Raw genomic sequence first — 13,085 nt, forward strand, 5'->3', positions numbered from 1 at the left:
TAATGGAGCAATTCAATCTCTGCATCATTAAACCCAATAAAGAAACCGTTTCAGAAACATTCGTTCGGGAGCATATTGAGCGCCTGCCCGGTAACAAAAAAGTGCTGTATGGCGGTGTTTTTCCGGTTTTTGATGATGAGGGTAAATATCTTATCCGCTCACCCTTTGGGCTGCTTAGCTACCTGATACAGAAAAAGCTTTTTAATAAAATAAACATTGGCGTGCGCACACGTGCGTTGGCTAAATATTTAACAGCAAATAACATTGATGTGGTGTTTGCTGAGTATGGCATGGTTGGCGCCTCGGTTACAGAAGCCTGCCAGCTAGCCGATGTGCCGTTGGTGATACATTATCATGGTGCCGATGTACATCACACCGAAACTATTAAGCGATACCTTGATCTGTACAAAAAATCTTTTGCTTACGCCAGTGCGTTAATTGCCGTTTCGGGCGATATGGCTAAAGCGTTAATAGAGTTAGGCGCGCCGGCTAAGAAAATAACCAATGCCTCTTGCGGTATAGATCCGGATGCTTTCCCCCAGCTGGATATTTCTAAAACGGGCCGTACATTTTTATCTGTGGGGCGATTTGTCGAAAAGAAATCACCAACATCGGTAGTAAAAGCATTTAAGTTGGTCGTTGACGAATTTCCGGAAGCTACGCTTAAAATGGTAGGTGTGGGACCACTGTTTGACGAGACAAAAGCATTGGTGAGCCAATTACAGTTAGCAGAAAGTGTGACGTTGCTGGGCGCTCAAAACCAAAGTCAGATAAAAGAACTGCTTGGCGAGAGCCGTTGTTTTGTGCAGCACTCTGTTACGGCTAAGGATGGCGACAAAGAAGGCACTCCGGTAACTATTCTCGAAGCCGGATCGTCCGGCCTTGCTATAGTGAGCACTTTGCATACCGGTATCAAAGAAGCAGTAGTTAACGGCGAAACCGGCTACCTGGTACCAGAGCATGATATTGAAGGCATGGCCCGCTATATGAAATTGATTGCCGCTGATGTAAATTTGGCGGTAACTTTGGGTGCTAAAGAAGCGACATATATTCGCGAAAATTACGATATTCAGAGTAGAATACGTACCATTACAAAACTGCTTAAACAAGCAATAGTTAATAAAAAACATGATTAGAAAAACCGTACGTGGCCTGGCACAAAGATTTGGTTACGACATTGTAAAGCCCGACGAAAGATTAGTGGTTGACGGCCTGCCGGCTGATTTTGATGCAGCAACTGTTGAAACTTACAAAAAGGTAAAGCCATATACCATGACTACGCCCGAGCGTATAGCCTCATTAGTTAATGCGGTGAACTACCTGGTTAAAAATAAAATTGAAGGCGATTTCGTGGAATGCGGCGTATGGCGCGGCGGCAGCACTATGGCAGCTATTGATACCTTGCTTAAAAACGGCGACAAAAGCCGCGAGATCTACTTATATGACACCTATGAAGGTATGTCAGAGCCAACCGAGATTGACAAGGTGTTTACCGGTACCGGCGCTGACGTATTAATGGAAACTACTGACCGTGAAGACCCAACCTCGGTTTGGTGCTATTCGGCCATTGAGGAAGTGCAACGTAACGTAGGCACATTGAAATATCCCGCAGAAAAAATACACTTTGTAAAAGGCAAAGTTGAAGACAGCATTCCGCAAACATTGCCGGGCAAAATAGCCTTGCTGCGTTTAGATACCGACTTCTATGAGTCGACCGCGCATGAGCTGGAGCATTTGTACCCGCTATTGGTACCGGGCGGCGTGATCATTATTGACGATTACGGCCACTGGGAAGGCGCCCGCAAAGCGGTGGATGAATATATCGAATCTCAGAAATTACCGTTATTGCTAAATCGTATTGATTATACCGGCCGCATCGGTATAAAATATTAATACTGTAAATGGGAATAGTAAAAAAGCAAGCCTATAAAAATACGCTAGTATCATACGGCGGTATGGTAATAGCGTACATCAATACCGTCCTGCTTTTTCCTTTTTTTGTTAATGCTTCTGAGTACGGTTTTTATAACCTCATTATCAGTATATCTGTGCTTTATGCCCTGGTAGCTTCTATGGGCGTACCCAGTATCCTGGCCAAATATTTCCCCCATTACCGTACCGACGATAAAAAACATAATGGTTTTATGCATTGGTCGGCGGGTTTGGTTTTGCTGGGCTTTATTGCCGCCACGGCGCTATTTATTGTCTTCAAGCCTTTAATCACTTCGATGTATGCCCATACAGATCATGTGGTGGGGTTATCGCGTTTTAAAAGCTCAGGTACGGCAAGAGCGGTCCCTTTTTTAGTAGAGTATTACTATTATCTTATCCCGTTATCGTTTTTTGTGCTGGCCTTCAATTATCTGGAGATGACCGGGCGCATCATTTACCAAACCATTTACTCCAATTTCTTGCAAAATGTATTGCTGCGCCTGCTTACTACTGCGCTGTTGATCATGATCGCGTTAAAGTGGATCAATTTCGAAGATTTTATATTCTTATACATCGCCAGTAACGGGGTGATATCGCTATTGTTGCTCATCAGCATTATCGCCACAAAAAACTTTTCTTATAAACTGGATGGCAGCAGTTTTAAGAATATCAATAAGCGGGAGATATTGGGTTTCGGTATTTTCACTTTGGTATCCAGCGCTATCTACGTACTGCTGCAGAAAGTAGATACACTGATGCTAAGCTCTATAGTAGGCGATGACATACAGGGCGTTTACAGCTGGTATTTTAACATCGCTATCGTCATCAGTGTACCGGCCCAGGCACTAAGCCGTACCACCTACGCCATAGTTGCCGACGCCTGGAAAGCCGACAACCGCGCCAACATCATGGAGGTTTATTACAAAACATCCATCATACAAATGGTAGTGGGCTGCCTGTTGTTTGTTGGCATCATCGTAAATCGGGAAAATCTATATGCCATAGCCCGCAACAAAGAGTTTACTGATCCTAAATATTTCAGCCTCTTTATAGTGATCGGTCTGGGCTTTTTGGTGGATATTACCGGTGGGTTAAATACTTACATCATTACTACATCGCATAAATACAAGCTGATTACAGGGTTGGTCATATTCGCGGTAGTATTTTGTGTGGGATTGAATTATATTCTTATCCCCAAATACTACGGTATGGGCGCTGCAATATCCTATCTGCTTACTACCATCGGCATAAACTTTGCTACCTGGTTCTATATCAAGTATCGTTTTAAAATGCAGCCCTTTAATTACAAACACTTACTGGTACTTGTTGTCGCGGTGGTGGGCTGGGCTACGGGCCATTACTTTTGGCGCATGCCTAATGTGCTGCTTGATATTGCCGTACGCAGTTGCGTCACCGCACTGGCTTATGGCCTATTGGCCTATCTCTTCAAAATATCCACCGATATTAATGACAAGGTTGACGCTACCTTGAAAAAGATTTTTAGTCTTGTAAAGTAATTTACAATAAGTTAATTTGTTAAATATAAATACAGACGTAAAAGTCGGCATTAGGGATACGCTATGGCTTTGTTGAATAGTTTTTTGTAACTTTCTCGTCTCAATTGTAACCTGTGACATCCTGCGTGAGAACAATTTTGCTGATAGTTTGCTGTCTGGCTATTTTGCCATTAGCTGCCTTTTGCCAAAATGCGCCGCCATATTCTTCGCCCCAATGGTTTGACGATATTGGAAGCAGTGCCGGTAGTGCCAACGCAACGGCCGTGCAGGTTGATGCATCAGGTAATAGTTTCGTAACTGGCAGTTTTAGCGGCACGGTAGATTTTGATCCGTCGACGGGGATTAACAGTATCACCGCACCTTCGGGTGCTAGTGCAGGTTTTATAGCGAAGTACCAGGCCGACGGAACGCTGGCATGGGTATACCCGCTTGCCGGAGCCAGCGTTGTGCCAAATGGAATAACGCTTAGCCCTGATGGATCTATCACCCTAACAGGCAAATATACCGGCACCATGGACGCAAACCCGGGTTTAGGAATTCAGAGTATAAATTCTGCCGGGGGCAATGATGCTTTTGTCATTCACCTAAATAACAACGGCGGTTTTTTATGGGCAAAATCAATTGGCGATACCGGCGAGGATATTGGCAATAAAGTAGCGAGCGATGGAACAGGAAACTTGTATGTAGCCATGCAGTTTCAAGGTACAGTTGTTCTTACTGGCGGCGGCACGCCTTATACTGCTAAAGGCACTACAGATGGTATGCTGGTTAAATATGATGCCGCCGGCAATGTGGTTTTTGGAGTTGATTTGGGCTATGCCGGTAACGCGTTTGATAATACCGTATCGGGCGTAGTTGTCGATAAAAACGGTAATGTGGATGTGATTGGTTATATCAATGGCCCTATAGATTTTAATCCGCTGGGCACAGCCAATCTTGTAAGCAATGCGCATTCAATGTACCTGGCGCAATATACTTCTGCCGGGATTTTAAACTGGGTAAAAACTGTTGCAAACAATTTCCAAAACAATAATAATATCAATTTAGCCATAGATGGTTCAAATAGCATTTACATTTGTGGGGCTTACAATGGGCAGATAACTTTTGCTACGGGTGATAATTTGACGGGAGTTGGTAATAGAGCCGTTTTTATGGCTCAATATTACGCAGACGGTACATTACGCTGGCATAAAAGCATAGGCGGTGTGGGTGCAACCCTGACTGGTACGGCTTTGGGCGTAAGCCCGGATAATCAAACTTTATATTTATCGGGCTATTTTACCGGTGCCGCCAATTTTGATACCGGATCAAATAGCAACTACCTAACTTATAACGGACAAAAGGATATATTTTTAGCCAAATACACGGCAAGTACCGGCGAGTATAGGGATGCTGTGAATTTTGGTAATGGTACTTGTACTAACACTCAATCCAATGGTATGGCGGTTACCACCAACGGTGATGTTATGCTTACCGGCGCTTTTTGCGGTAGTACTAATTTTAGCGGAGCAAGCTGCACACTATTTAATGAACAGGCACAGAGTAGCAGCGAGGATATGTTTTTGGTAAGGTATACGCTGGTTAGCCCAATAGCAAACAACGCAATTGGCAACCCGCAAAACTGCCCCGGTGCCCCCGCAGGCCCTTTAATACTTATGGGTAGTACGCCAACGGGAGGGGCAGGTACTTACAGTTATGAGTGGCAGCGGTCTACCGATGGGATGACTTTTATAGACATAGGTGTATACGACAAAGATTATCCCGCGCCGGCTGGTAATAGCCTGGTATATTATATCAGAAAAGTGTTCTCTGGCTGTGCTACCCCCTCAATAAGCAGCGTATTACAGGTAGGGCCTTCGGTAAATGGCCCGGTACAAAATAATATAATCGACGCAAGTGGTATTACCGAGGGTTGCGGCGGGGCAGGTTCAACAAACCTGACTGCTAGTTTGCCCACCGGGGGTGGAGGCAATTACACCTACTTATGGCAGACATCTAGAAATAAGATTGATTGGACGGATATAGTGGAAGGGCCAATTACTACGCCAACCTCTCAAAACCTTGGTGCAATAAGTTATCTTTTTACATTTTATGTAAGACGACTGGTTACGACACCCGGCTGCAACACGCCGTCTATAAGCCCGGTAGTAACGTTTCCGGCACTTCCCCGTTTGAATGATGTTACTATCCATGCTACGGGTACAACCGATTTTTGTGGTTCGGGAGACCCCGGCACTTTAACAGGTGACAAAACGCCTACCGGCGGTACCGGCGTTTACACTTATCAATGGAAATCGACGACTACAAATGATTTTGAAGATATACCGGGGCCTGCTGCTAAAAAGGCCGATTACGTGCCGGGAATAATAACCCAAACAACATATTTTAAGCGCGAGGTTTTATCAGGCCCGTGTTATACCGGCGACCCCGGATTGAACTCGAACCCGATAATTGTCACTATTAAACCACTAATTAAGGTTACTAATAATACCATAGCCCAGGCTACACCGGATGGCGTATTGTGCCTTGCAAATGCGGACCCCTCTATGATAATCGGTCAGCTACCTGGCGGCGGTAGCGGCACCGCCAATTTCTTTTATCAATGGCAGCAATCAACAGATAATGTCCATTATGCGGATATTGGTGGGGAAACCCGTAAAGACTATGATCCAAAAAAAATTACCCAAACTACTTATTACCGGAGGGTGGTTACTTATTCAGATAACAGCACCTGTGCCACGCCCGATTTAAGTAATGTAATTGCGGCTAACGTGGCGGTAGCTAATGTATCAAACAATACTATTTTTCAGCCGGTGACTGATGATGCGATAATTTGCTCCATCCCGGCAGATCCTAAGCCCATTACCGGTAGCACAGCTCAAGGCACAGGCTTTACCTATCAATGGCAAATTTCACCGGATAGTATCAATTTTACCAATATTACTGGTGTAATTACACAAGATTATGATCCGCCTCAAATCACCCGGAGCACGTTTTACCGTCGAGCGGCGGTAATATTAAGTGACAATTGCGTTGCGCCGTTGTATAGCAATATTATCAGTATACATGTATCGCCAACTGCAACCGCCAATACGATCACATCTCCGAGAGATACCATGTTTTGTGATGCAGGCGACGCTGGGGTTATTTATGGGTCAGAAGTAACCGGCAATGGGGTGCATTATCAATGGCAAAGCTCGCCGGATAATATCACCTATACAGACATCATAGACCCCAATAATGGTCCGGCAATATATCCCAACTATGATCCTCCGCCAGGCACTTCTACGGTTTATTATCGCCGTTCGGTAACAACAAGTGTTTGTAATACTCCATCGGTTACCCGGGCACTGGCTATCCAGGTTTTTAAAACCCCGGTAGTCGCTATTTCAGACAGCGTTACACTTTGTGCGGGCAGTACCACTACGTTAACCGCATCGGGCGGTGCCAACTACAAATGGAGCCCGGCCCAAGGCTTATCGTCTGCGAATGTGGCATCGCCCGTAGCGTCGCCAGATGCAACAACTACCTACCAGGTAGCTGTTTCTAACGGCGGTTGTAGCGTCAATGCCTCTGTTAAAGTTATTGTAATACCCAAGCCCGTTGTTGACGCCGGCCCTGACCAAAAAATATTTAGGGGAGAAACTGCGCAGCTTAACGGAAAAGTAACAGGTAATAACGTTCAGTACAGTTGGTCGCCTGCTACTTATCTGGATGATCCTACCATACTTAACCCCAAGGCCACACCCCCCGCAAGCATTACTTATACCCTTACCGCCATTACCAACTATGGCTGCAACATCATAACAGACGATGTGCACCTGGAGGTTTATGAGAAGGTAACTGTTCCCACAGCATTTACACCTAATAACGATGGCAAAAACGATACCTGGGAAATAGTTGGTTTGAGCACCTATCCGCGCAGCGTAACTACTATTTTTAACCGCGACGGAATGCAGCTATTTAGAAGCATAGGCTATTCAAAGCCCTGGGATGGTACCTTTAATGGCAAGCCTATGCCTTTTGGTACCTATTATTATGTGATAGATCTGAAAGATGGCTTTAAACTGCTATCGGGCTGGGTAGCTCTGGTGAAGTAATATTTAACGCTTTGAGCCGCCCTAATTGGTAATTATATCTTAATTTTACCGCAGGCTAAAATCACCATAAAAACAAAAATGCAGGAAGTTAACAGCAGCGAAAACTTAAAAACAGCGTATGATAATTATTATGAAAATAATGATGAAACATGGCGCATGCTGGGTGCTAAATATAAGGTTGAGCATATTGTAGAAGTTTGCAAAGGCTATACTTTTAATAAGGTATTAGAGGTTGGCGCCGGCGATGGTGTGATTTTAAAGCTGCTGGCCGATAAAAATTTTGCTACCGAATATCATGCGGTCGAGCTTTCTGCAAGCGGCGTAGAGCGTATTAAGGAGCGTAATATCCCGAGTATTAAATCGGTGCAGGAGTTTGACGGTTATCATTTGCCATTCGGCGATGAAAGTATGGACCTGATTATTCTTACCCACGTTTTAGAGCATGTAGAGCATGAGCGCCTGTTATTGCGTGAGCTTAAACGTGTTGCCAAAATGGTAGTAATTGAGGTGCCGCGCGATTACCGTGCGGGTGTAGATGCGCGCATTAAACACTTCCTGGCTTATGGCCATATCAACGTTTATACACCTACATCATTAAGATATTTATTGTTGACTGAAGGGCTTGAAGTGGTGAAGGATCTGACAGATACCATAGCGCCCGAAGTAACCAAGTTTTATACTTTTAAAACACTCCATAAACCCGACAACTTTTTGAGTAATTTTAAGATTGATTTAGAGCATAACGTAAAAAAAATGGCGGCATCTATCTTCGGAAAAAAAGCGGAAGAGAAATTTGCCAACTATTACACTGTGCTATGTAAAAAGGCAGAACGCCAACCCGATATATTTTAATTGATATGCAAAACCTGGCGCCAATAGCATTATTTGTTTATAACCGCCCCGACCACATGCGTCGGACGATTGAATATTTGCGAAAAAACGAGCAGGCAGCCGATAGTAATCTCTTTATTTTTTGTGACGGCCCAAAAACTGACGCGGATAAAGAAAAGGTAGCAGAAGTACGCAAGCTGGCTAAAGAGGTTACCGGGTTTAAAGAAGTTAAGGTAATTAGCCGCAAAGAAAATTTGGGCCTGGCTAATTCTATTATTATTGGTGTTAGCCAGTTGGTGAGCGAGTTTGGGAAGATCATTGTATTTGAGGATGACCTGGTTTCATCGCCCTATACGCTCGAATATTTTAACGAAGCGCTTACTAAATATCAGACTGATGATACGGTGATGCATGTTGGCGCTTATATGTATCCACTAGAGAATACAAACCTGCCAGAGAGCTTCTTTTACCGCATAGCCACCAGTTGGGGTTGGGCAACCTGGGCGCGTGCCTGGAAAAACTTTGAACCAGATATTGATGTATTGATGAATCAGTTTGACGTTGAACAGCGTTACGATTTTTCTATTGAATACACCATGAACTTTTGGCGCCAGATGGAAGAGTTTAAATCAGGCAAAAATAATTCATGGGCCATACGCTGGTATGCGTCTATATTTTTAAAAGGCGGTTTGGCGCTTAACCCGGCACATTCGCTGGTTCACAATATCGGGCATGACGGCACAGGCGTACATTCTAACATAGAGGATATGTACGGTGTAGATATCGCTCAAAAGCCCATCAAAAACTTTCCTGCCGAGATCAAGGAAAACGAGCAGGCACATGTTGCTATCCGTAATTTCCTGAAAAAACGTAAAGGCACTTTGCTGGAGAGAGTAGTAAGGGCGTTTAAGCAGTGGCGTGCTAAGAAATAGTAAACAAAAAAGGCGGGTGTCACCCTGAGGCTCTCGAAGGGTGAGCGTCGGACTGTCCATTTGCTAGGCCAGCCCGCATGCTTCGAGAGCCTAAGCATGACACCCTTTTTATATGCAGATAAATAACTATTTCGTCCCCTTTACCACTATATAAGGCGACAGTGCCTTACTCTCAAATGGAGCTATCTTAGTAACAATCTTCCCTGCAAACCAAAGCGTTTTTACAAAAGCCTTTGCTAACGCAGATTGGCCGGGTTTGTTTTCCAGCCACATCGAGAACCTACCATGGTAGTAAGCTTCTACATCCTTTAAGCCCAACTCTTTAAAAATGCCGGCCAGCAGGGCAGGGTCCATGCATTCTATATAGTGCTTGTCGTAATTCTCGCGGTCGAAACTGCGCTGTACCCAGCCGTTGATGCTTTTGAAATTGGGCAGGGTAATAAACAAAGTACCATCTGTATTCAGGAAAGGCAAGTGTGTTGCTATGATAGCCTTGGTATCTTTAAAATGCTCTATCAATCCAAACGATGAAACGATATCATACTGTTGAATTGGCTTGTATTCAAATAGGTCGGCCTCAATGATGTTGACATCGCCTTCTTTCAGGCCATTAACTTCTAACAACTCATTGATCAGGCCTTTATGGATAAAATAGTCGAACAAGGTAACATCCATGTTCTCATATTTCTTCAGGTAAACGGCATAGTAGCCGGGGAATCCCCCCAATTCAATAGCCGTTTTATACCCTCTGTCAGCCTTTAATTTGCCCAGGATATTACCAAAAACATAATCGCGCTTAATGTTAAATATCAGCCCTATCCTCGATTCCCAAAATGCCTTCCAAAAAGAACGATCAGTTAAATTATTATCCATTTATTATAAAGTCTCTTTTTTCTCCAATATCCTTGCCGGGTTGCCCACTACGGTGCAGTTAGCCGGTATGCTTTTAGTCACTACCGAACCCGCACCTATCACTACGTTATCGCCAATTTCAATATCGCCAATAATTACTACGTTAGCACCAACATCAACCCCATTACCCAAACGCGGGCAGCGGCTAAATGTGCCGTCGGCCAGTTTTTTGTGGCCGATGGTGATGCTGTTTCTTAACGAACAGTTATCGCCAAATACTACGCCCTGGTTTACTACCAATGCGTTGCCATGGTATAATGAAAGCCCTTTGCCAATTTTGGTTTTCCGCGGAATTTCTATCCCCCAAACCCACTCTACCGTGTAGCGATAAAACAGCAGGTATGGGTAAAATATGACTTTGGCAATCATCGAACGGTTAATGAGCGATGCCAGCCTGAACATAAACAGCACCAGTTGCCCCTTAAAATTCCGGCGGTTTGAATGCCAATCCTGAAACAAGTAACTCATGCCCGCTTTACCTTTGGTGTTTGATTGATTAATACTCAAAAGTAAAAATTTTCGGCATAGTATAGCTATTGAACCAAGTAATCAGATTCTGCATTGAAGTACGGTTGCTACAGGAGGCACTTACGGAGCCAACACACCTGTGTGTGATTTCTACAAACAGGCGACCCCGCTGGGGTCAGTATTGAAAAGGAGTATAGCTCCATAGGAGCTTTGTGTTTATAGAACAAAGGAAATATTGATTAGGGCTCCGTAGGTGCCTCCTTTCTTCCCGACATGAACGCCGAATATCTTAGAGATTACTTTTAGCTTTCTGCTTTCAGCTTTAACCTTTATTAGTATACTTGTGATAATGAAAGTAACCCTCATCAATACCGCTGATGCCGGTGGTGGTGCCCCCGCCGCGTGTTTTCGCTTGCTGAAAGCATTGGTATCGCAAAAAACAGATGCACGGTTACTGGTCCAATATAAAAAGACTAATGATGAGCGGGTTGAAGGAATTGCAACAACATTCCTAAGTCGCCTGGCTGCAAAAGTCAATTTTATGCGCGAGCGGATACCTTTTATACTTTTTCATGAAAAGGACAAATCTGTGCGGTTTGCATTCTCTACGGCTAATGCAGGCATCAATATCAAAAATCACCAATTAGTTAAGGATACAGATATTATCCACCTGCATTGGACAAACTCAGGTTTTCTTTCTGTCGCCGATTTAAAGGAATTGATAAACACCGGAAAACCCATTGTATGGACACTGCACGATATGTGGACCTTTACCGGCGGCTGCCATTACTCAGGCACGTGCGACGGCTATCTAAGAGAATGTGGTAACTGCCCTTTCCTGTGTGATCCGAACGATAATGACATTTCACACCAGGGCTGGCTGCGCAAAGCGGCCATGTATGCTGATGCCAGAAACGTCACCTTTGTAACTTGTAGCCAATGGCTGGCGGGTGTAGCCAAACAAAGTTCATTGATCAACAATTTCAGAATTGAGGCTATACCTAATCCAATAGACATCAATATCTTTTCGCCGAAGGATAAACCAACCGCCCGACGAAAACGGAACATCGATCCGCAGGCTAAAATCATCTTGTTCGGTGCTGCCAATATTAATGACCGAAGAAAGGGGATAAGCTACCTTGTTGAAGCTTTGAAGATCCTGAAACAACAATATCAAGGCGATCAAAAAATTGAGATAGTGATCTTTGGTAAAAACAAGCATTTTGATGTTAGTGAATTGCCTTTTGAAGTTCATGAGTTGAATTTGATCACATCCCAGGATGAACTGGCGGACATTTACAGCCTGGCAGACGTATTTGTAACGCCGTCACTGGAAGATAACCTGCCTAATACCATTATGGAAGCCATGGCCTGCGGAACGCCCGTCGTCGCCTTTAATACCGGAGGTATCCCAGAGATGATCGACCACGAACAAAATGGTTACCTGGCGGCATTTAAAGACGCTACAGACATGGCGAGGGGCTTAGCTGAGGTATTGAATGGCCCTGCTGATGAACTGGCTACCAGAGCACGAAAAAAGGTGCTGGATAATTACACCAATGAAAAGGTCGGGCAGCAATACATCAATCTGTATAACTCTGTAAGCAATTAAATGAAAGCCGGGCAGCCCATATTAAGCGTAATCACCGTGGTTTATAATAACGCGGTTGATATCGAGCGTACACTATTGTCGGTTTTTAAACAAACCTATCCGCATATAGAATATGTTGTGGTTGATGGTGGCTCGACTGACGGCACCCTGCAAATCATTGAAAAGTATAAAGACAAAATCGCGAAACTAATCAGCGAAAAAGACAAGGGCATTTACGATGCCATGAATAAAGGTCTTACCCTCGCCACCGGCGATTATGTGTTGTTTATGAATTCGGCTGACGAGTTTTATTCAGCCGATACAGTTAGCTCCGTTTTTGCTGCCGCGCCCGATGCTGATATCTATTACGGCGAAACCGAAATGATTGGCGCAAATGGAGAAAACCTTGGTCGCCGCCGCCACCAGGCTCCTGAAAACTTTACCTGGCGCGATTTTAGATACGGCATGAGTATCAGTCACCAGGCTATTTATATCAAACGTTCGCTGGTTAAATCGTATGATCCTAAATATCAGCTAAGCGCCGATATCGACTGGATCTTGGATGCCGCTAAAAAAGCAAAGATTATAGTCAACGTACATCAATACGTGGCTAAATATCAGGTGGGAGGGATGTCGAAACACAAACATCGCCAAAGCTTATTGGAACGTTTTGATATTATGAAACGGCATTATGGGTTATTGCCAACGTTATTAGACCACGGGGTTATTGCCTTTAACCTGGGCTGGTACTGGCTCAAGCATCGCCGAACTAATGACTAACAAAAAAGGCGATCCATCGTTG

The 13,085-nt window shown here is 44.2% G+C and carries 10 protein-coding genes; 8 read left to right on the top strand and 2 right to left on the bottom strand.

Annotation, left to right across the window (positions count from 1 at the left end; genetic code table 11):
• Positions 1–2: 2 nt before the first annotated feature.
• From HB679_RS11035 to HB679_RS11060, 6 genes are all read left to right on the top strand, one after another.
• The gene (locus tag HB679_RS11035; RefSeq protein WP_214072038.1) at positions 3–1,136 is read left to right on the top strand and encodes a glycosyltransferase; all 1,134 of its coding nucleotides are present in this window, start codon (positions 3–5) and stop codon (positions 1,134–1,136) included.
• Positions 1,129–1,893, top strand: a complete 765-nt coding sequence (locus HB679_RS11040; RefSeq protein WP_214072039.1) for a TylF/MycF/NovP-related O-methyltransferase — start codon at positions 1,129–1,131, stop codon at positions 1,891–1,893. The genes HB679_RS11035 and HB679_RS11040 overlap by 8 nt, the downstream gene beginning before the upstream one ends.
• Before the next feature lie 8 nt (positions 1,894–1,901).
• Positions 1,902–3,449 carry a polysaccharide biosynthesis C-terminal domain-containing protein gene (locus tag HB679_RS11045; protein ID WP_214072040.1) on the top strand — a complete coding sequence of 516 codons (1,548 nt, stop codon included), beginning with the start codon at positions 1,902–1,904 and terminating at the stop codon, positions 3,447–3,449.
• A 125-nt stretch (positions 3,450–3,574) separates the two neighbouring features.
• Positions 3,575–7,549, top strand: coding sequence for a gliding motility-associated C-terminal domain-containing protein (locus HB679_RS20715; protein ID WP_214072041.1), 3,975 nt, complete (start codon positions 3,575–3,577; stop codon positions 7,547–7,549).
• 78 nt (positions 7,550–7,627) lie between these two features.
• Positions 7,628–8,401, top strand: coding sequence for a class I SAM-dependent methyltransferase (locus HB679_RS11055; protein ID WP_214072042.1), 774 nt, complete (start codon positions 7,628–7,630; stop codon positions 8,399–8,401).
• A gap of 5 nt (positions 8,402–8,406) precedes the next feature.
• Positions 8,407–9,312: a glycosyltransferase gene (locus HB679_RS11060; RefSeq protein ID WP_214072043.1), complete on the top strand. Its 906-nt coding sequence runs from the start codon at positions 8,407–8,409 to the stop codon at positions 9,310–9,312.
• Between the two features lie 126 nt (positions 9,313–9,438).
• Here HB679_RS11060 and HB679_RS11065 read toward each other — a convergent pair whose 3' ends face one another.
• A complete protein-coding gene (locus tag HB679_RS11065) occupies positions 9,439–10,185 on the bottom strand; it encodes a methyltransferase domain-containing protein (protein WP_214072044.1) in 747 nt (248 codons plus the stop codon).
• A gap of 3 nt (positions 10,186–10,188) precedes the next feature.
• The gene (locus tag HB679_RS11070) at positions 10,189–10,731 is read right to left on the bottom strand and encodes a serine acetyltransferase (RefSeq protein WP_255547587.1); all 543 of its coding nucleotides are present in this window, start codon (positions 10,729–10,731) and stop codon (positions 10,189–10,191) included.
• Between the two features lie 310 nt (positions 10,732–11,041).
• On the opposite strand from HB679_RS11070, the gene HB679_RS11075 reads away from it, so the two are divergent.
• A complete protein-coding gene (locus HB679_RS11075; protein WP_214072045.1) occupies positions 11,042–12,304 on the top strand; it encodes a glycosyltransferase family 4 protein in 1,263 nt (420 codons plus the stop codon).
• On the top strand, positions 12,305–13,063 hold the full coding sequence (locus tag HB679_RS11080) for a glycosyltransferase family 2 protein (RefSeq protein ID WP_214072046.1): 759 nt from the start codon (positions 12,305–12,307) through the stop codon (positions 13,061–13,063).
• Positions 13,064–13,085: the final 22 nt, after the last annotated feature.

The organism is Mucilaginibacter sp. dw_454 (assembly GCF_018449775.1).
Lineage (GTDB): Bacteria > Bacteroidota > Bacteroidia > Sphingobacteriales > Sphingobacteriaceae > Mucilaginibacter.